The sequence below is a fragment of the Streptomyces sp. SID12488 genome, assembly GCF_010548275.1.
Classification (GTDB): Bacteria; Actinomycetota; Actinomycetes; order Streptomycetales; family Streptomycetaceae; genus Streptomyces.
In genome coordinates, this window is the sequence record NZ_JAAGLT010000001.1 from 726,804 (window position 1) to 746,830 (window position 20,027).

Annotated in this window: 24 protein-coding genes and 1 tRNA gene; 8 read left to right on the forward strand and 17 right to left on the reverse strand. The window is 68.6% G+C overall.

Features of this window, described 5'->3' with window-relative positions:
• Positions 1–31 precede the first annotated feature (31 nt).
• Genes G3I56_RS03295 through G3I56_RS03310 form a run of 4 tightly spaced genes read right to left on the reverse strand, consistent with a single transcriptional unit; the run spans position 32 to position 3,588 of the window.
• On the reverse strand, positions 32–742 hold the full coding sequence (locus G3I56_RS03295) for a DUF1707 domain-containing protein (RefSeq protein ID WP_164407018.1): 711 nt from the start codon (positions 740–742) through the stop codon (positions 32–34).
• A 32-nt stretch (positions 743–774) separates the two neighbouring features.
• Positions 775–1,809, reverse strand: a complete 1,035-nt coding sequence (locus G3I56_RS03300; protein WP_164407019.1) for an ATP-binding cassette domain-containing protein — start codon at positions 1,807–1,809, stop codon at positions 775–777.
• A gap of 53 nt (positions 1,810–1,862) precedes the next feature.
• Entirely contained in the window at positions 1,863–2,786 is a 924-nt protein-coding gene (locus tag G3I56_RS03305) for an ABC transporter permease (RefSeq protein WP_343239845.1), read from the reverse strand.
• Between the two features lies 1 nt (position 2,787).
• Positions 2,788–3,588, reverse strand: a complete 801-nt coding sequence (locus tag G3I56_RS03310; protein WP_164407020.1) for an ABC-2 family transporter protein — start codon at positions 3,586–3,588, stop codon at positions 2,788–2,790.
• Between the two features lie 214 nt (positions 3,589–3,802).
• On the opposite strand from G3I56_RS03310, the gene G3I56_RS03315 reads away from it, so the two are divergent.
• Complete coding sequence (locus G3I56_RS03315; RefSeq protein WP_239134651.1) at positions 3,803–6,460, forward strand: transglycosylase domain-containing protein; 2,658 nt, start codon at positions 3,803–3,805, stop codon at positions 6,458–6,460.
• A 133-nt stretch (positions 6,461–6,593) separates the two neighbouring features.
• Here the strand turns inward: G3I56_RS03315 and G3I56_RS03320 are convergent, their stop codons facing one another.
• Together G3I56_RS03320 and G3I56_RS03325 are read right to left on the reverse strand one after the other, a co-directional pair.
• Entirely contained in the window at positions 6,594–6,947 is a 354-nt protein-coding gene (locus G3I56_RS03320; protein WP_164407022.1) for a co-chaperone GroES, read from the reverse strand.
• Between the two features lie 21 nt (positions 6,948–6,968).
• Entirely contained in the window at positions 6,969–7,301 is a 333-nt protein-coding gene (locus G3I56_RS03325; RefSeq protein WP_164313204.1) for a DUF3618 domain-containing protein, read from the reverse strand.
• A gap of 141 nt (positions 7,302–7,442) precedes the next feature.
• Between G3I56_RS03325 and bcp the strand changes: the two genes are divergently transcribed.
• The 3 genes from bcp to G3I56_RS03340 all read left to right on the forward strand — a co-directional run bounded on the left by bcp (position 7,443) and on the right by G3I56_RS03340 (position 9,236).
• Entirely contained in the window at positions 7,443–7,910 is a 468-nt protein-coding gene (bcp, locus tag G3I56_RS03330) for a thioredoxin-dependent thiol peroxidase (RefSeq protein ID WP_164407023.1), read from the forward strand.
• A 160-nt stretch (positions 7,911–8,070) separates the two neighbouring features.
• Positions 8,071–9,099, forward strand: coding sequence for an HNH endonuclease (locus G3I56_RS43140; protein ID WP_239134652.1), 1,029 nt, complete (start codon positions 8,071–8,073; stop codon positions 9,097–9,099).
• A 54-nt stretch (positions 9,100–9,153) separates the two neighbouring features.
• Positions 9,154–9,236 (forward strand) — tRNA-Leu (locus G3I56_RS03340).
• A 64-nt stretch (positions 9,237–9,300) separates the two neighbouring features.
• On the opposite strand, the gene rdgB is transcribed toward G3I56_RS03340, so the two are convergent.
• The 4 genes from rdgB to G3I56_RS03360 form a co-directional block, all read right to left on the reverse strand.
• Positions 9,301–9,903 (reverse strand): RdgB/HAM1 family non-canonical purine NTP pyrophosphatase, encoded by a 603-nt coding sequence (rdgB, locus tag G3I56_RS03345; protein WP_164407024.1) that lies wholly within the window; start codon positions 9,901–9,903, stop codon positions 9,301–9,303.
• A gap of 60 nt (positions 9,904–9,963) precedes the next feature.
• Positions 9,964–10,392 carry a hypothetical protein gene (locus tag G3I56_RS03350; protein ID WP_203688965.1) on the reverse strand — a complete coding sequence of 143 codons (429 nt, stop codon included), beginning with the start codon at positions 10,390–10,392 and terminating at the stop codon, positions 9,964–9,966.
• Between the two features lie 180 nt (positions 10,393–10,572).
• Complete coding sequence (gene rph, locus G3I56_RS03355; protein ID WP_164407025.1) at positions 10,573–11,310, reverse strand: ribonuclease PH; 738 nt, start codon at positions 11,308–11,310, stop codon at positions 10,573–10,575.
• A 128-nt stretch (positions 11,311–11,438) separates the two neighbouring features.
• Positions 11,439–11,696 carry a PTS glucose/sucrose transporter subunit IIB gene (locus G3I56_RS03360; RefSeq protein WP_343239846.1) on the reverse strand — a complete coding sequence of 86 codons (258 nt, stop codon included), beginning with the start codon at positions 11,694–11,696 and terminating at the stop codon, positions 11,439–11,441.
• Positions 11,697–11,887: 191 nt separating this feature from the next.
• Between G3I56_RS03360 and G3I56_RS03365 the strand changes: the two genes are divergently transcribed.
• Positions 11,888–13,192: a PTS transporter subunit EIIC gene (locus G3I56_RS03365; RefSeq protein WP_164407028.1), complete on the forward strand. Its 1,305-nt coding sequence runs from the start codon at positions 11,888–11,890 to the stop codon at positions 13,190–13,192.
• 106 nt (positions 13,193–13,298) lie between these two features.
• Here G3I56_RS03365 and G3I56_RS03370 read toward each other — a convergent pair whose 3' ends face one another.
• On the reverse strand, positions 13,299–14,051 hold the full coding sequence (locus G3I56_RS03370) for an MBL fold metallo-hydrolase (RefSeq protein WP_164407029.1): 753 nt from the start codon (positions 14,049–14,051) through the stop codon (positions 13,299–13,301).
• Positions 14,052–14,257: 206 nt separating this feature from the next.
• Here G3I56_RS03370 and G3I56_RS03375 point away from each other — a divergent pair, with 206 nt between their 5' ends.
• Positions 14,258–14,722, forward strand: coding sequence for a type II toxin-antitoxin system PemK/MazF family toxin (locus tag G3I56_RS03375; protein ID WP_164407030.1), 465 nt, complete (start codon positions 14,258–14,260; stop codon positions 14,720–14,722).
• A gap of 70 nt (positions 14,723–14,792) precedes the next feature.
• Here G3I56_RS03375 and G3I56_RS03380 read toward each other — a convergent pair whose 3' ends face one another.
• The 6 genes from G3I56_RS03380 to clpS form a co-directional block, all read right to left on the reverse strand.
• Positions 14,793–15,743 carry a cysteine synthase gene (locus tag G3I56_RS03380; protein ID WP_053741584.1) on the reverse strand — a complete coding sequence of 317 codons (951 nt, stop codon included), beginning with the start codon at positions 15,741–15,743 and terminating at the stop codon, positions 14,793–14,795.
• Positions 15,744–15,759: 16 nt separating this feature from the next.
• The gene (locus tag G3I56_RS03385; RefSeq protein WP_164313213.1) at positions 15,760–16,038 is read right to left on the reverse strand and encodes a MoaD/ThiS family protein; all 279 of its coding nucleotides are present in this window, start codon (positions 16,036–16,038) and stop codon (positions 15,760–15,762) included.
• A gap of 131 nt (positions 16,039–16,169) precedes the next feature.
• Positions 16,170–16,268, reverse strand: coding sequence for a putative leader peptide (locus tag G3I56_RS44970; protein ID WP_343239847.1), 99 nt, complete (start codon positions 16,266–16,268; stop codon positions 16,170–16,172).
• A gap of 79 nt (positions 16,269–16,347) precedes the next feature.
• The gene (locus G3I56_RS03395) at positions 16,348–16,770 is read right to left on the reverse strand and encodes a M67 family metallopeptidase (protein ID WP_164407032.1); all 423 of its coding nucleotides are present in this window, start codon (positions 16,768–16,770) and stop codon (positions 16,348–16,350) included.
• Positions 16,771–16,866: 96 nt separating this feature from the next.
• Positions 16,867–17,472 carry a DUF2017 domain-containing protein gene (locus G3I56_RS03400; RefSeq protein WP_164407033.1) on the reverse strand — a complete coding sequence of 202 codons (606 nt, stop codon included), beginning with the start codon at positions 17,470–17,472 and terminating at the stop codon, positions 16,867–16,869.
• A 12-nt stretch (positions 17,473–17,484) separates the two neighbouring features.
• Entirely contained in the window at positions 17,485–17,793 is a 309-nt protein-coding gene (clpS, locus tag G3I56_RS03405) for an ATP-dependent Clp protease adapter ClpS (RefSeq protein WP_164407035.1), read from the reverse strand.
• 87 nt (positions 17,794–17,880) lie between these two features.
• Between clpS and G3I56_RS03410 the strand changes: the two genes are divergently transcribed.
• Together G3I56_RS03410 and G3I56_RS03415 are read left to right on the forward strand one after the other, a co-directional pair.
• Entirely contained in the window at positions 17,881–19,221 is a 1,341-nt protein-coding gene (locus G3I56_RS03410; protein WP_164407036.1) for a nicotinate phosphoribosyltransferase, read from the forward strand.
• A gap of 220 nt (positions 19,222–19,441) precedes the next feature.
• Entirely contained in the window at positions 19,442–20,026 is a 585-nt protein-coding gene (locus G3I56_RS03415; protein WP_164407037.1) for a nicotinamidase, read from the forward strand.
• Position 20,027: the final 1 nt, after the last annotated feature.

Consider the following 20,027-nt stretch of genomic DNA (forward strand, 5'->3'; position numbering starts at 1 on the left):
GCCCGGAGTTCAGAGGCACCGAGCCCCTCGCTCATCTGTAATCCGAACCCGAGCCGTCGAGTTCCCCCCGCCCGTCCCGCCGCTCCAGCTTCTCCTGGCGGCGTTCCTCCTTGAGCCGCTGGCGCTCCGCCTTCGGGAGCTTGCGGGTCACTCCGACGCCGCCCCAGAAGGCGAACCCCTGGATGATCACTCGGGGGGCGCCGGGATCGCCCAGTACCCCCTCCTGGCTGTGGTCGAAGCCGCCCATGACACCGATGCCGCGCACAATGACCTCGACGCCGGGCGGTACCAGCACATTCACGCCACCCATGATCGCGACGCAGTTGAGGACCACCTCACGGTCCGCGAAGTACGCCTCACGCAGGTCGAGTTCGCCACCGCCCCAGAACGCGAACGAGTTGAACTGCCTCGGCACCGTCCAGCGCCCCCTGCGCTGGAACCCGCCCATGATGGCGACACCCCACCGCGAGGAACCCTCGCCCCCGACGATCCGGTCCGCCCAACTCCCGTCCCCCACCGGCTGCTTGACCATGCTCACAGCGGGCGCGCTCACCCCGGCCCCGGGCAGGTCACGGGTGATGGGCGTCAACTCACCGTACGTACGCGCCTGGTAGGTCGCGTCCAGCCGCTCCTCGAACTCGGCCATGTCGAGCCGGCCCTCCGCGAGGGCGTCCCGCAGTACCTCGGCGACTCGTTCACGATCGGCGTCGGAAGCGCGCAGCTCCGGAAGGTCGTCCGTCATGCACGCAGCCTACGAGGTCCCCGCGAGGGAGGCTACGAGGCCGCGCGCCCCGACTTGTCCCTCGGCTTGTCCCCCGACTTCTCGGCCTGCTCGGCGTACATTTTCGCGATCACGGCCTCGATGTCCGGCTCCCGCACCGACAGGTCGACCAGCGGATACTCCGCCGCGATCCGCGCGACCAGCGGAGCCGCCGACTCCGACGCCGGGAACGCCAGCCACTGACGCGGACCCTCCACCCGTACGACCCGCGCCGACGGCACCTCGATCGGCGGCAGTTCACGCTCCAGGTCCACCACGAGGGTCCGCTCGCTGTCGCCCACCTCGTGCAGACCGGTCAGCGGACCGTCGTACATCAGGCGGCCGTGGTCGATGACCATGACCCGCGAGCACAACTGCTCGATGTCCTGGAGGTCGTGCGTGGTGAGCAGGACCGTCGTACCGCGCTCGGCGTTCAGGTCGCGCAGGAACTCCCGTACCCGGGCCTTCGAGATGACGTCCAGGCCGATCGTCGGCTCGTCGAGGTACAGCACCTCGGGGTCGTGCAGCAGGGCCGCCGCGATGTCGCCCCGCATCCGCTGGCCGAGGGACAGCTGACGGACCGGTACGTCCAACAGGTCGGCCAGTTCGAGGAGTTCGACGCAGCGGTCGAGGTTCTCCCGGTAACGGGCGTCGGGGATGCGGTACATGCGGTGCATCAGCTTGTACGAGTCGATCAGCGGGAGGTCCCACCACAGCGTCGTACGCTGCCCGAACACCACCCCGATACGCCGTGCGAGGCGGGTGCGCTCGCGTGACGGGTCGATGCCGGCGACGCGCAGCCGGCCGCCGCTGGGGGTGAGGATGCCCGTCAGCATCTTGATGGTCGTGGACTTTCCGGCGCCGTTCGGGCCGATGTAGCCGACCATCTCCCCGCGCGCCACCCGGAAGGAGATCGAGTCGACCGCCCGCACCTCCCGCCGCTCGCTCCTCATGAACCCGGTCCGCTTGCGCACGTCGAAGACCTTCTCGACGCCGTCCAGCTCGATGAAGGACTCGTTGAACGAACCGTCCGCGAAATGACCGTCCATGTGACTGTGACCGTCCTTGTCCCCGCGACTGCGACTGCGACTGTCCACGTGCCCTAACTCCCCGTGCTCCGGTACGAACGAAGTCCCGCCCGCCAGGCCAGCCCGGCCAGCGAGCAGCAGCCCACCGCCACCAGCGGCGGCAGGAACGCCACCCACTCCGGCAGGTCGAGCGGATAGGGGCGGCCCAACACGTACAGCGCGGGCAGCCAGTTGACGAAGGCGAGCGGAAAAACGAACGTCACCCCGCGCACCAGGTCCTGCGCGAACAGGCCCGGCGGGTACTGCAACAGCGTGGCGCCGCCGTACGTGAACGCGTTCTGCACCTCGGAGGCGTCCCGCGCCACGAACTGGAAGGCCGCGCCCCCGACGAACACCGCGCAGAAGATCGCCCCGCCGCTGACCACCATCACCGGCAGCAACAGCACCTTGAGCACCGTCCAGTGGACGCCGTCGAGGGCCGTGAGGGCGTAGCCGAGCACCAGCAGACCCTGGGTGATCCGGCCGAGACGGCGCAGCGCGAACCGGTCCGCGGCGACCTGCGCGAGCACCGGCGCCGGCCGGACGAGCAGCGTGTCCAGGGTGCCGTCGCGAACCCGGCGCCCCAGCCGGTCCATCGACCCGACGACGAGGTCGGCGATCCCGAACGCCATCGCCGACAGCCCGTACAGGAACGCGATCTCGGGCAGCGAGTAGCCGCCGAGCCGGTCGATCTGGGAGAACATCAGCACGATCGCCAGGAAGTCGAGGCCGGTCGCCACGAAGTTCCCGAACGTGGTCATCGCGAAGGAGACCCGGTAGGCCATCGTGGACCGGATCCACATCGCGGCGATCATCCGATAGGCCCGTACGCCGTCGAGCAATCGCTCCCGGCGACCGAGCGGCCCGTCGTCCCAGTCGGCGCCGGTCCACCGCTCACTCCGGACACCGGTCTCCACCGCACCGTCAACGCCTACGCCCGCGCCCACACCCACACCCACGTCATCCACCCTGAACCACCACCCGCCGAGTAGCGACCGCCTGCAACAGACGCCCCGCCCCCAGCAGCACCACCGCCCACCCGGCCTGGAACGCGAACGTGGCCAGCGGATCCGCCTCCCCCAGCAGGATGTCCGTCGGCGCCTGGATCAACGCCGCCCACGGCAGGGCCCGTACGATCTCGCCGAGCAGCCCCGGGAAGACGTTCAGCGGAAGCACCATGCCCGAGCAGAAGATGCCCGCGAGCCACGCCATCTGGATGACACCCGCGCCGTCGAGGAGCCAGAACCCGGTCAGCGCCACCAGGAACCGGAAGGCGTAACTGACCACCACCCCGAGCGTGACCGCGAGCAGGAACGCCAGCCAGGTCAGCGGCGAGACCGGGAGCGTCAGGTCGAAGGCCCACGCGCCGAACGCGACCGGGATCACCCCCCGGCCCAACAGATGGAACAGGGCCCGGCCCAGGTCCTGTGCCAGCCACCACAGTTGGAGGTCGGCCGGCCGGTACAGGTCGATCGCGATGTCACCCGTACGGATACGCTCGATCAGCTCGCCCTCGAAGCCCGTACCCATCACGCACATCGTCATCAGGAGCGCCTGGCCGAGCCACACATAGGTGAGTGCCTGGGACTGGTCGTACCCGCCGAGGTGCGGTCTCTCGTCCCACAGGGCGATGTAGGTGTATGCCAGGATCACGCCGAAGACGGTGTTGGTGAACATCCCCGCCAGCGTGGCCGCCCGATAGGTGGCATACCGTCGGAAACCCCCCGCCGCGACGGCCGCGTACAACCGCCCAGAACCCACGACACCAGCCTTCCCCAACCCGTCCGGACCGAAGCGCAGGAGCCTAGTCCGCTCCCTTCCCTGCCCGCCACGCGTTTTCGGGCAGGACGCGTGCCGAGGTCAGGGAACTGATCGCCGGGTGCGACAGTCTTCAAGAGGGGGCGCAGAAAACGTTTGAAGTGGTGAAAGAGGTCGTACGGGAACGTACGACGCGAAACAGGAGTCCGTGCACGACATGAGCGACCAGCCAGAGCCGCAGCAGCCGACGCAGGGCTCGGCGCCCAAAGAACCCGACGTGGAACCCGACGCGCAGTCCGAACAAACCGTCGTACAGCCCGTCATCCAGCCCACCGCCCCAGCCGTCGTTCAGGCCGACGCGGAACCCGTCGCGCAGTCTGCGGTGGCGGAGGGCGGGAAGCCCGAGAACCCAGAGACGGCCGAGAACCCAGGCACGGCCGAGAGCCCAGAGACGGCCGAGAACCCAGGCACGGCCGAGAACCCAGAGACGGCCGAGACAGCCGAGAAGGGCAAGAAGCCCAAGCGTCCCCGACGGACCGGATGGCGGCGGCTGGTCCCGACCTGGCGGTTCGTGCTCAGCGCGTTCGTGATCGGGACCATGATGCTCATCGCCCTGTTCGCGCTCGGCTACTACATGGTGAACATCCCCGCGGCCAACGCGGCGGCCATCAAGCAGAGCAACGTCTATCTCTACGCCGACGGCAGCCAGCTCGCCCGCGACGGCGAGGTCAACCGGGAGAACGTGACGCTGGCGCAGATCTCCAAGGACGCCCAGCACGCCGTACTGGCCGCCGAGGACCGCGACTTCTACACCGAGTCGGCGATCGACCCCAAGGCGATGATCCGCGCCGCCTGGAACACGGCGACCGGCAAGGGCAAGCAGTCCGGCTCGACGATCACCCAGCAGTACGTGAAGAACTACTACCTCGCCCAGGAACAGACCGTCACCCGAAAGATGAAGGAGTTCTTCATCTCGATCAAGCTGGACCGGGTGAAATCGAAGGACGAGATCCTCGAGGGCTACCTCAACACCAGCTACGCCGGCCGCAACTCGTACGGCCTGCAGGCCGCCGCCCAGGCCTACTACGGCGTCGACGCCGTCGAACTGACCGCCGGCCAGGGCGCCTACCTCGCCGCGCTGCTGAACGCGCCGAGCGAGTACGACGTGATCGCCCACCCCGAGAACAGGTCGGCCGCACTCGCCCGCTGGAACTACGTCCTCGACGGCATGGTCACGAAGGGCTGGCTGACCGAGTCCGCGCGCAAGGCCATCACCTTCCCCGAGCCGAAGCAGTCGATCGTCTCGACGGGCATGTCCGGCCAGCGCGGCTACCTGGTCAAGGCGGTCAACGACTACCTCTTCGACAACAAGATCCTCACCGAGGACGAACTCCAGGCCGGCGGCTACCGCATCACCACCACCCTGCAGAAGCCGAAGCAGGACGCCTTCGTGAAGGCGGTCAACGACAAGGTGATGAAGAAACTCGACAAGAAGAAGAACAAGGTCGACAACTACGTCCGCGCGGGCGGCGTCGCCATCGACCCGGCCTCCGGCAAGGTCCTCGCGATGTACGGCGGCATCGACTACACCAAGCAGTACGTCAACAACGCCACGCGCCGCGACTACCAGGACGGCTCCACCTTCAAGCCGTTCGTGTTCACCTCGGCCGTCCAGAACGGCTCAGTGACCCAGGACGGCCGGACGATCACCCCGAACACGTACTACGACGGCACCAACGAGCGCCCGGTCGAGGGCTGGAACGGCGGCGAGTACGCCCCCGAGAACGAGGACCAGTACTCGTACGGCAACATCACCGTCCGCACGGCGACGAACAAGTCCGTGAACGCGGTGTACGCGCAACTGGCCGTCGACGTGGGTCCCGCGAAGGTCAAGCAGACGGCGATCGACCTCGGCCTGCCGTCCGACACCCCCGACCTCAACCCGTACCCGTCCATCGCGCTCGGCACGTCGACGGCCAGCGTCCTCGACATGACCGAGGCGTACGCCACGCTCGCCAACCACGGCAAGCACGGCACGTACACGATCATCGAGAAGATCGTGAAGGACGGCGAGGAGAGCGCGGTGACCCTCCCCAGCCAGAATCCCAAGCAGGTCGTGTCGCGGGAGGCAGCCGACACGACCACGGCGGTCCTGCAGAGCGTGGTGGAGGAGGGCACCGCGACAGCGGCCCAGGCGGCCGACCGCCCGGTCGCCGGCAAGACCGGCACGGCCGAGGAGGACACGGCGGCCTGGTTCGCGGGCTACACCCCCGACCTCGCGACGGTCGTCTCGGTCATGGGCCAGGACCCGGTCACCGGCAAGCACAAGTCGCTGTACGGCGCGATGGGCCTCGACCGGATCAACGGCGGCGGCGCCCCCGCCGAGATCTGGGCCCAGTTCACGAAGGCCGCCCTGAAGGGCAAGAAGGCGAAGGACTTCGACCTCCAGCTCCAGGACGGCGCCGAGGAACAGGAACTCCCGCCCGCCGACACATCGCCCGACCCCGGCACGAACGCCGGCCAGGACAACGGCGGCACCACGGACGGCGGCCAGAAAACCCCGGGCGCGACGACCGGCCCGGCAACCGGGGGCACCCCGACGACCGGCGGCACGACGACGACCACGACCGGGACCACCACCACGGGCGGCACGACCACGACCGGCGGCACGACAGACACCGGCGGGACCACCACCACCGGCGGCACGACGGACACGGGCGGCACGACGACGGACGGCGGCACCACCGACACCGGGGGCACGACGACCGACGGCGGTACGACGGACACCGGCGGCACCACGGACACGGGCGGCGGCACGGAAGGAACGACGACCGGGATCACGAACGGCGCGCTGAGCACGTCGAGACGGGACTGACAGGACTGACGGGGCTGACGGGGCTGACGGGGCTGACGGGAAAGGGGCTGGTGACGATGGTCGTCACCAGCCCCTCTCACCACTTCACCACTTCACCACTCGCCCGTTCACCACTTCACCACTCGCCCGCGATTCAGAGATACAGGCCGGTCGAATCCTCGCCCTCGAACCGGTCCGCCGCCACGGCATGCAGATCGCGCTCACGCATCAGCACGTAGGCGACCCCGCGCACCTCGACCTCGGCAAGGTCCTCCGGGTCGTACAGCACACGGTCGCCCGGCCCCACCGTACGTACGTTCTGCCCGACCGCGACGACCTCCGCCCAGGCCAGCCGACGACCGACGGCCGCGGTGGCGGGGATCAGGATGCCGCCACCGGAACGCCGCTCGCCCTCGCTGGCGTCCTGCCGGACGAGCACACGGTCGTGCAGCATCCGGATGGGCAGCTTGTCGTGCTGGGTGCTCTGGTCTTTACTCTTGGCGCTCACACTCCGAACCTACCTGCCTGTTCAGCCCTTGCGCCGCCGGGTGCCGAGAGCGAGCAGCCCGACAAGCCCCACGACCACCAGGGCGACGGGCACGATCCGCTCGATCCGCGGCGCCCCGTCCTCGTCGACGAACTGCCCCTTGACGTCACCGACAACACGGTTGACGCCGACGTAGGCACGCCCGAGGGTGTGATCGACGCCGGCGACGACCTTGGCCTTGGCATCGCCGACGATCGTCTTCGGGTGCACCCGCACCCCGATCTCGTCGAGCGTCTCGGCCAGCGTCTCGCGACGACGCCTGATGTCCGCCTCGATCTGCGCCGGGGTTCTGCTGCTGTCCGAGGTGTCCGCCACCGTACGCCCTCCGAAGTCCGCTGATGCATTGCTGCGGACAGTCTGTCAGTTCCGCCTCGGCCCGCACTGTCAGCACCCCCGGTTAGGCTCGGACCCGGCACCTTTCCAGGCCGCACGAGGACGTACGAGGAGACCAGACGGATGAGCGAGCGACTCCAGCCCGGTGACGTGGCCCCGGCCTTCACCCTGCCCGACGCCGACGGCAACGAGGTGTCGCTGGCCGACCACAAGGGCCGCAAGGTCATCGTCTACTTCTACCCGGCCGCCCTGACCCCCGGCTGCACCAAGCAGGCCTGCGACTTCACGGACAACCTCGACGTCCTCGCCGGCGCGGGCTACGACGTGATCGGCATCTCCCCCGACAAGCCGGAGAAGCTCGCGAAGTTCCGCGAGAAGGAGAACCTGAAGGTCACCCTCCTCGGCGACACGGAAAAGACGGTCCTCCAGGCGTACGGCGCCTTCGGCGAAAAGATGAACTACGGCAAGACGTACGTAGGCGTCATCCGCTCCACGTTCATCGTGGACGAGGAGGGCAAGATCGAACAGGCCCTGTACAACGTCCGAGCGACAGGCCACGTAGCGAAGATCATCAAGGACCTGGGCGTCTGAGCCCCCGCTCCCGCTACCCAGGCGGCCCGTGCCGGTCCAGGTCCGGCACGGGCCGCTTTGCGTTTCGGGTCTGCATTTCGGGCGTGACTGTCCGATAAACGGTTCGTTACTCCGTACGAGGCCGCGAACGGGTGGTCGGGAGACGGAGGGAACGCGCTACATGCAGACGGCACCAGTACCAGCGATGCCACCTACACACCCATCCGGCAAGGAGCGGCTCGCACCGATCGTCGCCGAAGCACGACACTGGACGGATCTGATGCGGCGGCTCGAACTCCGGCCCAGCGGAGGCCAGCGGCGCGTGCTCCAGGAGAAAGTCGCCAGCCATGGACTGGACACCAGCCACTTCGCGAAACGGAGCCCATGGCGCAAGTACCCGGACGCCACCATCGCGGAAGCCGCGACTTCGTCTTCGTCGCTACGCGAAGTGGCGCTGAAGCTGGGCGCAACCCCGGCTACCGGAACTCTTTCCCACATCAGGCGCCGCATCGACGCCGCGGGAATCGACATCAGCCACTTCCCCGGTGCGAACCGCGCGGAGGTGGACTTGCCCTTCACCCCCGAGGAACTGAGGGCGGCCGCGGCAGACGCCACCAGCGTGCGTGGCGTGGCTCGCGCCCTCGGAGTACCGGACGACAGTCGGTCACGTGCAACGTTGAGCCGCATGTTGCGTGCGCAGGGCATCAGCACGGAGCACCTCTCCCATCGGCGCGCGGCCATCCCCGAAGACAGGCTTCGCGACCTTGTACCGCGCTCCACGAGCTATGCCGACGTGATGCGTGGCCTCGGCCTGGACGTCAACGACACCAACCACCGGCGAGTCCGTCGCACGGCAACCCGCCTCGGCCTCGACACAACCCACTTCAAGCGCCGAGCCTGGGGTCGAGCCGATACCCCTGCGCCCGCACCCATTGCTCCCCGGGTGTTGGTCCTTCTACCCACCCACGCAGGCCGGACCAATAGGGCTCAACTCCACCGGGCCTTGAACGAGGTCGGAGTGCCTTACGCGTGCGAGAGCTGCGGCAACCCTGGTGAATGGCTGGGCCGCTCGATCACTCTGCAGATCGACCACATCAACGGGGACTGGCACGACAACCGCCAGGAGAATCTGCGGTACCTGTGCCCCAACTGCCACGCGCTGACAGATACGTGGTGTCGGCAGAAGCAGCGAATGCCGCTCGCCGGATAGCCATGGCTCGCCGTACACTTACAGCCGCCCGTCATGCCCGACGACGGGCAGTCAGCGGCCTTGGCGGAACGGCAGACGCCTCGCGTTTAGGGCGCGATGGGAGCAATCCCGTGAGGGTTCGAATCCCTCAGGCCGCACTGACCTTCACTTGAAAGGTCTGGCATACGACTTCCGTAGGCCAGACCTTCCAGTGCACACACCTCAGCCCAGCAACTCCCGAACCACCGGCACCAGCCCCCGGAACGCCTGCCCCCGATGACTGATCGCGTTCTTCTCCGCCGGCGTCAGCTGTGCGCACGTCCGCGTGTCACCCTCCGGCTGGAGGATCGGGTCGTAGCCGAAGCCGCCGGAGCCCTCCGGAGCGTGCCGCAGTACTCCCCGCATCCGGCCCTCGACCACTCGCTCCGTGCCGTCCGGGAGTGCCAGGGCCGCCGCGCAGGCGAAGTGGGCGCCGCGGTGTTCGTCCGCGATGTCGGACAGCTGGGCCAGGAGCAGGTCCAGGTTGGCCCGGTCGTCGCCGTGGCGGCCCGACCAGCGGGCCGAGAAGATGCCCGGGGCGCCGTTCAGGACGTCGACGCACAGGCCCGAGTCGTCGGCCACCGCCGGGAGGCCTGTTGCCTGGGCCAGGGCGTGGGCCTTCAGAAGGGCGTTCTCCGCGAAGGTGACGCCCGTTTCCTTGACGTCGGGGATGTCGGGGTAGGCCTCCGCGCCGACCAGGTCCATGGGGAGGGCCGCGTCGGCGAGGATCTGCCGCAGCTCGGTGATCTTTCCGGCGTTGCGGGTGGCGAGGATCAGGCGTGTCATGGCGTCCAGTATCCCGGCCTCACCCGGGACCCCTCACGCCGCACATGACGATTGCGACGATTACGACGTGCAGACCTTCGTCAGTTCGCCCGCCGCGTCCGTGACGCCACTGATGTCCGGGGTCTGGTCGCCGCCCTTGATGGACGAACGGACGTTGTCCACAGCCTTGTTGAGGTCGTCGACCGCCTTGTTGACGTCGGCGTTGTCCGTCTTGTCGCCGAGATCGGCGAGGCTCTTGTCGATCGCCGACAGGGCCTCGTCCGCCTGGGTCGGGTCGTTCGCCGCGTTCTCGACGGCGTTCTGGAGGTTGGAGACGCTGGTGGCGACGGCGTCGGCGGTCTGGACGCAGTCCAGGGCCTTGTTGACGGCGTCGCATCCGGTGGTGAGCCCGGCGGTCAGCGCGACGGCAGCCACGGTGGCGGCGATCGCGCCGGCACGGCGCCCCTTTCCGAGTCCTCGTGCGGTGCGGATTCGGCGGCTGACGGGCATGGTTCGGGTTCCCTACGTTTGACGGTGACGGTGATCGACGGTGCCGGATCGGGCGTACGGCGGTGCGTATGTGCCGTACGCCCGGTTCCTGCGCGTTGCCGCGAGTTCCCGCGTATCCCTGGAGACGCGCTGGAGCAGCGGTGCGGTTGCCCGCGACCGCCACCTTATTTGGTGTGCCCTTTACCTTTCCAGGGCCTCGTCCAGTGCCTTGCGCTGGAGTGCCGCCAGGTCGGTGCAGCCGGCGACCGCGAGGTCGAGGATGGAGTTCAGTTCGTCGCGGGCGAACGGTTCGGCTTCGGCGGTGCCCTGGACCTCGACGAAGCGGCCGTCGCCGGTGCAGACGACGTTCATGTCCGTCTCCGCGCGTACGTCCTCCTCGTAGCAGAGGTCGAGGAGGGGCACTCCGCCCACGATGCCGACCGACACCGCGCTCACCGTGCCGGTGAGGGGCTGGCGGCTGGCCCGGATCAGCTTCTTGCCGTGTGCCCAGGCGATGGCGTCGGCGAGGGCGACGTACGCGCCGGTGATGGCGGCCGTGCGGGTGCCGCCGTCGGCCTGGAGGACGTCGCAGTCGAGGACGATCGTGTTCTCGCCGAGCGCCTTGTAGTCGATGACGGCGCGCAGGGAGCGGCCGATGAGGCGGCTGATCTCGTGCGTACGGCCGCCGATCTTGCCGCGGACCGACTCGCGGTCGCCGCGGGTGTTGGTGGCGCGCGGGAGCATCGAGTATTCGGCGGTGACCCAGCCCTCGCCGCTGCCCTTGCGCCAGCGCGGGACGCCCTCGGTGACCGAGGCGGTGCAGAAGACCTTCGTGTCGCCGAAGGAGACGAGGACGGAGCCCTCGGCGTGCTTGCTCCACCCTCGTTCGATGGTGACCGGGCGGAGTTGTTCGGGCGTGCGGCCGTCGATACGTGACATGCCGACGAGCCTAGCGTCAACGCCTTGAGGGGCCCTTCCTGCGGTCAGGAAGGGCCCCTCATGGGCGAACACCCGCACTGGGTACGGGAGTTCGGATCCGGGTTCGGGTTCGGGTTCGGGTTCGGGGGCTACATCATGTCTTCGATGTCCCCTGCGATCGGGTCGGCGTCGGTGCCGATGACGACCTGGATCGCGGTGCCCATCTTGACGACGCCGTGAGCGCCGGCGGCTTTGAGGGCGGCGTCGTCGACCAGCGAGGCGTCGATGACCTCGCAGCGCAGGCGGGTGATGCAGCCCTCGACCTCTTCGATGTTGTCGAGGCCGCCGAGGCCGGCGACGATCTTCTCTGCCTTGGTGGACATGTCGTACTCCCTGGTCCGAGCCACTTTGTCGCAGTAACCCACAGTTGACCGATCTTCGCGAGCGGTCTGCGCACCGTCCGCGCACTGTTCGCGACTGGTCTACACCAGTCTGCATCTGTTGTGAAATCGTGGGTTCCTTATGCGCCCTTCACCGTGCTACAACATGGTCTACACCACTGACTGGTGTAGACCACGTTCCACCCGTTGGAGGAAGTATGAGCACCGCCACCACCGCGGCGGTCCCCGCGAAGAAGAGGGGATCCGGCCTGTTCCAGGGCCTGCAGAAGGTCGGCCGCAGCCTGCAGTTGCCGATCGCCGTACTTCCGGCGGCGGGGCTTCTGCTCCGGTTCGGCCAAGCGGACTCCCAGGAGAGGTTCCACATCCCCGCCGATGTGGCGAAGGTGTTCGCCGGAGCCGGCGGCGCCCTGCTCGACAGCTCCTTCGGTCTGCCCCTGCTGTTCTGCATAGGCGTGGCCATCGGCTTCGCCAAGAAGGCCGACGGCTCGACGGCACTGGCCGCCGTGGTCGGATTCCTGACCTACTACGCGGTGATCCACCAGTACCCGATCAAGGACGGCCACGAAGGCGCCACCTACACGGCGACCGGACTCGGCGGCGGCTTCTGGCAGAAGGGCAACGAGGCCGCCCAGACCGCGACCTTCCAGAACCCGGGCGTGCTCGGCGGCATCATCCTCGGTCTCCTGACGGCGATGCTCTGGCAGCGCTACCACCGCAAGCAACTCGTCGACTGGCTCGGCTTCTTCAACGGCCGCCGGCTCGTGCCGATCATCACGGCCGCCCTCGGCACCGTGCTCGGTGTTCTGGTCGTCCTGGGCTGGCAGCCCATCGGTGACGTCATCACCGACTTCGGCGAGTGGATGACCGGTCTGGGCTCCTTCGGCGCCGCTCTCTTCGGCCTCATCAACCGTGCGCTGATCCCGATCGGCATGCATCAGTTCGTGAACTCGGTGGCCTGGTTCCAGATCGGCGACTTCACCAACTCCGCCGGCACGGTCTTCCACGGCGACCTGCCGCGCTTCTTCGGCGGTGACCCGTCCGCCGGAATGTTCATGACCGGCTTCTTCCCGATCATGATGTTCGGTCTGCCGGCCGCCGCCCTCGCGATCGCGCACTCCGCCCGGCCCGAGCGTCGCAAGGCCGTCCTGGGCATGATGATGTCGATGGCCCTGACCTCGTTCTTCACGGGTATCACCGAGCCGATCGAGTTCACCTTCATGTTCATCGCCCCGGTGCTGTACGCCATTCACGCGGTCCTCACCGCGATCTCGATGGCCGTGACCTGGGCCCTGGGCATGCACATGGGCTTCAGCTTCTCGGCCGGCTTCATCGACGTCTTCATCAACTGGGGCATCTCCACCAAGCCCTGGCTGCTGATCCCCGTCGGCCTGGTCTTCGGCGCGATCTACTACGTCGTCTTCCGCTTCGCCATCACCAAGTTCAACCTCCCCACCCCCGGCCGCGAGCCCGAGGAGGAGATCGAGGATCTCACCAAGGCGTAAGCCGCCGTCCTCGTACGGAAGTACAGAAGTACAGGCATGACGAGGGCCCCGGAACCCGACGAGGAGTCGGTTCCGGGGCCCTCGTGCGTCTACGCGGCGTCAGATCTCAGATCTCGTACGACGCCCGTGGCGCCGCCAGTTCCACCGGTCCCCTGAACACCTCGCGTGCGTCGAGCAGGTTCACCTGCGGGTCGGTCCACGGGGGAATGTGGGTCAGGACGAGCTTGCGCGCGCCCGCGCGTTTCGCCGTCTGGCCTGCCTCGCGGCCGTTGAGGTGCAGGTCGGGGATGTTCTCCTTGCCGTGCGTGAACGCGGCCTCGCAGAGGAACAGGTCGGTGTTCCGGGCGAGTTGCTCCAGCGTCTCGCTGACGCCGGTGTCCCCCGAGTACGTCAGCGACTTCCCGGCGTGCTCGATGCGGATGCCGTACGCCTCCACCGGGTGGCGCACCCGCTCGGTGTGCACGGTGAACGGGCCGATGTCGAAGGTGCTCGGCTTGACCGTGTGGAAGTCGAAGACCTCACTCATGGAGGAGGCGGTGGGGGTGTCGGCGTAGGCGGTGGTGAGACGGTGTTCGGTGCCTTCGGGGCCGTAGACCGGGATCGGGTCGCAGCGCCCGCCGTCATGGCGGTAGTACCGTGCGACGAAGTACGCGCACATGTCGATGCAGTGGTCGGCGTGCAGATGACTGAGAAAGATCGCGTCGAGGTCGTAGAGACCGCAGTGGCGCTGCAACTCGCCAAGGGCACCGTTGCCCATGTCGAGTAGCAACCGGAAGCCGTCGGCCTCTACGAGGTAGCTCGAGCAGGCCGATTCCGCGGACGGGAACGACCCAGAGCAGCCGACGACGGTGAGCTTCATAAAGCAGAAACCTCCGCGGGCGGGGAGCGTCAAAACGAACGTGACGGGGTTCTTGCGGTGCTGTCGAGCGTAAGGCGCAAAACCCCCCGTCGCTCCTCCGTCAAGGGCTGTTGTGGGCGAACTCACCTGTGCTGTCACCGGTTCGGCTGGACGTGAAGCACCGGTAGCGCGGGCAGTGTGGGGAGTGCGCCGGTACGGTCTTCCGTATGGACACGTCATGGTGGCTCGCCCTGGCGGCCGTTGTGCTGCTCGCGCTGGTCGCGGCGCTGGTGGACGGCTGGGGACGCGGGCATCGGCCCTCGAAGCGCGGGGGCAGGCCGCCTGCGCGGCCCGAGGGGCCGAAAGGTCAACGGGGGCGGTCGGCGCGGCCCCGGCCGGCGGAGATCTGGTGGGCGAACGTGCCCTTCGAGGACGGCCCGGGGAGCAAGGACCGGCCGTGTCTGGTGATCGCGGTGCGCGGGCGGCATGCGACGGTCGCGAAGATCACCAGCAAGTACCACGACGAGCGGCCCGGAGTGATCCCGCTGCCGCCGGGTGCGGTGGGCGACGCCCAGGGCCGGCCGAGCTTCCTGGAGACGGACGAGCTGCGTGACCTGCCCTTGAGGGAGTTCCGGCGGCGGGTGGGGGTGGTGGACCCGGCCCTTTGGGACCAGGTCCGGCACCTCGCCTAAGGCCTGGTGACGCGGAGCGGGCTCGTGATCGGCCGGTCAGGGCCTTACGGCCGCACGAGGCCGTGCGGCCTTACGCCCAGAGCTGGCCCTGCAGTGTCTCGATGGCTTCCTCCGTCGTGGCCGCCGTGTAGACGCCTGTCGAGAGGTATTTCCAGCCACCGTCGGCGACGACGAAGACGATGTCCGCGCTCTCGCCGGCCTTGACGGCCTTGTTGCCGACGCCGATCGCGGCGTGCAGCGCGGCGCCGGTGGAGACGCCCGCGAAGATGCCCTCCTGCTGGAGGAGTTCCCGGGTGCGGGTGACCGCGTCCGCCGAGCCGACGGAGAAGCGGGTGGTGAGGACGGAGGCGTCGTACAGCTCGGGTACGAAGCCCTCGTCGAGGTTGCGCAGGCCGTACACCAGGTCGTCGTAGCGCGGCTCGGCGGCGACGATCTTCACGTCCGGCTTGTGCTCGCGGAGGTAGCGGCCGACGCCCATCAGGGTTCCCGTGGTGCCGAGGCCGGCCACGAAGTGGGTGATGGAGGGGAGGTCGGTGAGGATCTCCGGGCCGGTGCCGGCGTAGTGGGCGCCCGCGTTGTCCGGGTTGCCGTACTGGTAGAGCATCACCCAGTCGGGGTGCTCGGCGGCGAGCTCCTTGGCGACGCGTACCGCCGTGTTGGAGCCGCCTGCGGCGGGGCTGGGGATGATCTCGGCGCCCCACATGGCGAGCAGCTCTCGGCGTTCCTGAGAGGTGTTCTCGGGCATCACGCAGACCATGCGGTAGCCCTTGAGCTTGGCGGCCATGGCGAGCGAGATGCCGGTGTTACCGGAGGTGGGTTCGAGGATCGTGCAGCCGGGGGTGAGCCTGCCGTCCTTCTCGGCCTGCTCGACCATGTGCAGGGCGGGGCGGTCCTTGACCGAGCCGGTGGGGTTGCGGTCCTCCAGCTTCGCCCAGATCCGTACGTCGGCGGACGGCGACAGCCGCGGCAGGCGCACCAGGGGGGTGTTGCCTACCGCGGCCAGCGGCGAGTCGTAGCGCATGGGTGCCAGGGGCCGATCAGGCCATGCCGCCGGCCACGGCCGGCAGGATCGTCACGGTGTCACCGTCGGCGAGCTTGGTGTTGATGCCGTCGAGGAAGCGGACGTCCTCGTCGTTGAGGTAGACGTTGACGAAGCGGCGCAGCTTGCCGTCGTCCACGATCCGGGCCTGGACGCCCGCGTGCCGGGTCTCGAGGTCGGCGAGGAGCTCGGCGAGGGTCTCCCCGGCACCGGGGACGGCCTTCTCGCCGTCGGTGTAGGTGCGGAGGATGGTCGGGATGCGGACCTCGATGGCCATGGCTCGGGGCTCCTGTCGGGAGTGGTAGGTCGATGGGCGCGCGGCGGCGCGAAAAGCATTCTTCAGCAGGTCATGCAGGTCATGCATGTGAGGCGCCGCGGCTCACGGCCGTACGGCAGCAGGGATCAGCGTCAACAGATGGCGCTGGCCAGCCTGCACAGGTCGACGTGCAGCCGCGCCACGAGCAGCGGGGCGCTCGGCGTCTTCTCACTCACGTCGTAGGGAACCATGGGCTCATCGTATCGATTCCCGGTCCGGATCCTGGAGACCTGTCCCGCACTCTGGACATTTTCGGGCCGGTAGGTGAGATCAGTAGGTTTCCACGACCGTGACCTCTTCCTCCGTGACCTCGCCCTCGATGATCCGGAAGGAGCGGAACTGGAAGTCGCCGGCGCCGTCCGTGTCGCGGGTAGAGACGAGGACGTAGTGGGCCTGGGGTTCGTGGGCGTAGGAGATGTCGGTGCGGGACGGGTAGGCCTCGGTCATGGTGTGGGAGTGGTAGACGATCACCGCTTCCTCGTCGCGGTCCCACATCTCGTCGTGCACCTTCTTGTGCTCGCCACTGTCGAACTCGTAGAACGTGGGCGACCCGGCCGCGTTCAGCATCGGGATGAAGCGCTCGGGCCGGTCCGAGCCCTCGGGGCCGGCGACGACGCCGCATGCCTCGTCGGGGTGGTCCTTGCGCGCGTGGGCGACGATCTGGTCGACGAGGGCCTGGGTGATGGTCAGCATGCTGGCCAGGATAGACAGAGGGGCCGTCCCGTACCGAGGGCTGGTACGGGACGGTCCACATGCCGGAATCAGGCGATGCCGCGGGGGATGGCAGCGTCAGGGCATCAGCGTGGAGACGAGTGTCTCCTGCAGCCCGCCCAGCCACAGGTACGCCATCACCATCGGCTTGCGAGGGTCCTCGTCCGGCAGTTGGTAGAGGAGGTCGGTGTCCTCCTCGTCGATGACGTCCAGCCGGGAGCCGATCGCCAGGCGCAGGTCGTTGAGCGTGCCCAGCCACTGCTGGGACTCCTCGTGGGCCAGCTTGAGCACCGCGCCCCCGTCGCCGGCCGGCGTCAGCGCGTCCAGTGAGCGGATCACCTTGATGGCGTTCTCCCGCTTGCCGGTCCGCAGGTCGTTCTCGGTGAACCGGCGGAACTCGGCGGAGTACTCCCGCTGTTCCTCGGCCTTGCCGGGCGACGTTGGTACGTCGACGGGGTCGCCGTAGGCGTCCGGGAACAGGCGCTTGAGCACCGGGTCGGAGGGGGGTTCGCTCGGGCCCTCGGCGAACAGCTCGGCGAGCGGGTCGTCGGAGGCGTCCTCGGCGGGGCCGGGGCCGATCAGCTCCAGGAGCTGGACGGCCAGCGACCGGATGATGGAGATCTCGACATCGTCGAGCGCGACGGCCGCGCCGCCGCCGGGGAGCGGTTCGAAGTGTCCTGGCATGGAATGAGTTCGCTACTTCCGGTCCTGCTGGAGGGTGGCCCACAGACCGTAGCCGTGCATCGCCTGCACGTCGCGTTCCATCTCCTCGCGACTGCCGCTGGAGACGACCGCCCGGCCCTTGTGGTGGACGTCCATCATGAGCTTGGTGGCCTTGTCCTTCGAGTAGCCGAAGTACGTCTGGAAGACGTAGGTCACATAGCTCATGAGGTTGACCGGGTCGTTGTGGACGATGGTGACCCACGGGACGTCGGGCTCGGGTACGGCGAAGGTCTCCTCCGCCGACTCGGTGCGTTCGATCTCTACGGGAGCGGGTGACGTCACAGGCCCATGCTGCCACCACAAGGGGGTCGCGGGCCAAATCACCCGGGAAATCGTCAAAGTGACGAGATGGGGGTAGCATCCTTCCTCATGAACACAGCGGACCTTGGGCTGCCGGTGGACGTTCCCTCTACGGCACTCTTCACGGATCACTACGAGCTGACGATGCTCCAGGCAGCCCTGAAGGCGGGCACCGCCGACCGGCGGTCGGTCTTCGAGGCCTTCACCCGGCGGCTGCCGGAGGGCCGGCGCTACGGCGTCGTCGCGGGCACCGGGCGGGTGCTCGACGCGGTGGAGAACTTCCGGTTCGACGCCGCCGTCCTCGACTTCCTGCGCGAGCGCCGGATCGTCGACGAGGAGACCCTGGAGTGGCTGGCCACGTACCGGTTCGGCGGGGACATCTGGGGCTATCCCGAGGGCGAGGTCTATTTCCCGGGCTCGCCGATTCTCCGGGTCGAGGGGTCCTTCGCGGAGTGCGTGCTGCTCGAGACGGTGATCCTCTCCATCCTCAACCACGACTCGGCGATCGCGGCGGCGGCGTCCCGGATGGCCTCGGCCGCCGGGGAGCGCCCCCTGATCGAGATGGGCGCCCGGCGCACCCACGAGCTGGCCGCCGTGGCCGCCTCCCGCGCCGCGTACATCGGCGGCTTCGCGACCACGTCCGACCTGGCCGCCGGTTTCCGCTACGACATCCCGACCGTCGGGACGAGCGCCCACGCGTTCACCCTGCTCCACGACAGCGAGCGGGAAGCCTTCCAGGCCCAGGTGGACTCGCTGGGCCGGAACACGACGCTGCTGGTGGACACGTACGACGTCACCGAGGCGGTACAGGTGGCGGTGGAGGTCGCCGGGCCCGAGCTGGGCGCGGTGCGCATCGACTCCGGGGATCTGCTCCTGGTCGCGCACCGGGTGCGGCAGCAGCTGGACGAGCTGGGGGCCACGCGGACTCGGATCATCGTGACCTCGGACCTCGACGAGTACGCGATCGCCTCACTGGCGGCGGCGCCCGTGGACGCGTACGGGGTCGGCACCCAGCTGGTGACGGGTTCCGGCCACCCGACATGCTCGATGGTCTACAAGTTGGTGGCCCGCGCCGAGTCTGCCGACCCGAAGGCTCCGCTCGTACCCGTGGCGAAGAAGTCGAGCGGCGGCAAGACGTCGATCGGGGGTCGGAAGTGGGCGGCGCGGCGGCTCGACCGGGACGGGATCGCCGAGGCCGAGGTGATCGGTACGGGACCGGTGCCCGTCGAGCTGGCCGACCGGCAGCTGCTGGTCGAGCTGGTCAAGGGCGGTCGGGTCGTCGCCCGCGAGCCGCTGGACGTCGTTCGGGACCGGCATGCCGCCGCGCGCGCCAACCTGCCGCTGTCGGCGACGCAGCTGTCGCGCGGGGAGGCCGTCATTCCGACGGAGTACCTGCCCGTGCGCGTCTGACGCCCCCGGGGCACAGGGGCAACGGGCGTCCGCGCGCGTCGATTGCCCCGAATGCCCCCTCCCGAAGTGGTGCGGAAGTCTCTAGGCTCGGTGGTTCAGCAGTTCTGTAGTTCTGTAGTTCACACAGTCGCACCGGCCGGGCCCGCACCCTCCCGCACGACCGACCCGCCGTCACCGCCGAAACGGCCGTACGGCCGAAACCGTCGAAGGAAGTCCGCCCATGCGCCGCGCCTTGATCGTCGTAGACGTGCAGAACGACTTCTGCGAGGGAGGCAGTCTCGCGGTGACCGGAGGTGCCGACGTTGCCGCCGCGATCACCGAGCTGATCGGGCAGGCCCCCGCCGGATACCGCCACGTCGTGGCGACCCGTGACCACCACGTCGCGCCCGGCGGCCACTTCGCCGACAATCCCGACTTCCAGCGCTCCTGGCCCGCGCACTGCGTGGCCGGCACGGAGGGCGTCGGCTTCCACCCGAACTTCGCCCCGGCGGTCGCCTCCGGCGCGGTCGACGCCGTGTTCGACAAGGGGGCTTACGCGGCGGCCTACAGCGGCTTCGAGGGCGCCGACGAGAACGGGGTCACGCTGACCGAGTGGCTGCGGGCCCGCGAGATCGACGAGGTGGACGTGGTCGGCATCGCGACCGACCACTGCGTCAGGGCCACCGCCCTGGACGCGGCCCGGGAGGGCTTCCGTACGCATGTGCTGCTCGACCTCACCGCCGGCGTCGCCGAGGAGTCCACGGACCGGGCCCTGGAGGAGCTGCGGGCGGCGGGCGTGGAACTGTCCGGCAAGCCGGTGGTGTGAC

Coding starts and splice junctions, on each gene's coding strand:
- G3I56_RS03295 (WP_164407018.1), bottom strand. CDS start 742: ATGACGGACGACCTTCCGGAGCTGCGCGCTTCCGACGCCGATCGTGAA.
- G3I56_RS03300 (WP_164407019.1), bottom strand. CDS start 1,809: ATGGACGGTCATTTCGCGGACGGTTCGTTCAACGAGTCCTTCATCGAG.
- G3I56_RS03315 (WP_239134651.1), top strand. CDS start 3,803: ATGAGCGACCAGCCAGAGCCGCAGCAGCCGACGCAGGGCTCGGCGCCC.
- bcp (WP_164407023.1), top strand. CDS start 7,443: ATGAGCGAGCGACTCCAGCCCGGTGACGTGGCCCCGGCCTTCACCCTG.
- G3I56_RS43140 (WP_239134652.1), top strand. CDS start 8,071: ATGCAGACGGCACCAGTACCAGCGATGCCACCTACACACCCATCCGGC.
- rdgB (WP_164407024.1), bottom strand. CDS start 9,903: ATGACACGCCTGATCCTCGCCACCCGCAACGCCGGAAAGATCACCGAG.
- G3I56_RS03350 (WP_203688965.1), bottom strand. CDS start 10,392: ATGCCCGTCAGCCGCCGAATCCGCACCGCACGAGGACTCGGAAAGGGG.
- rph (WP_164407025.1), bottom strand. CDS start 11,310: ATGTCACGTATCGACGGCCGCACGCCCGAACAACTCCGCCCGGTCACC.
- G3I56_RS03365 (WP_164407028.1), top strand. CDS start 11,888: ATGAGCACCGCCACCACCGCGGCGGTCCCCGCGAAGAAGAGGGGATCC.
- G3I56_RS03370 (WP_164407029.1), bottom strand. CDS start 14,051: ATGAAGCTCACCGTCGTCGGCTGCTCTGGGTCGTTCCCGTCCGCGGAA.
- G3I56_RS03375 (WP_164407030.1), top strand. CDS start 14,258: ATGGACACGTCATGGTGGCTCGCCCTGGCGGCCGTTGTGCTGCTCGCG.
- G3I56_RS03380 (WP_053741584.1), bottom strand. CDS start 15,743: ATGCGCTACGACTCGCCGCTGGCCGCGGTAGGCAACACCCCCCTGGTG.
- G3I56_RS03385 (WP_164313213.1), bottom strand. CDS start 16,038: ATGGCCATCGAGGTCCGCATCCCGACCATCCTCCGCACCTACACCGAC.
- G3I56_RS44970 (WP_343239847.1), bottom strand. CDS start 16,268: ATGGTTCCCTACGACGTGAGTGAGAAGACGCCGAGCGCCCCGCTGCTC.
- G3I56_RS03395 (WP_164407032.1), bottom strand. CDS start 16,770: ATGCTGACCATCACCCAGGCCCTCGTCGACCAGATCGTCGCCCACGCG.
- G3I56_RS03400 (WP_164407033.1), bottom strand. CDS start 17,472: ATGCCAGGACACTTCGAACCGCTCCCCGGCGGCGGCGCGGCCGTCGCG.
- G3I56_RS03410 (WP_164407036.1), top strand. CDS start 17,881: ATGAACACAGCGGACCTTGGGCTGCCGGTGGACGTTCCCTCTACGGCA.
- G3I56_RS03415 (WP_164407037.1), top strand. CDS start 19,442: ATGCGCCGCGCCTTGATCGTCGTAGACGTGCAGAACGACTTCTGCGAG.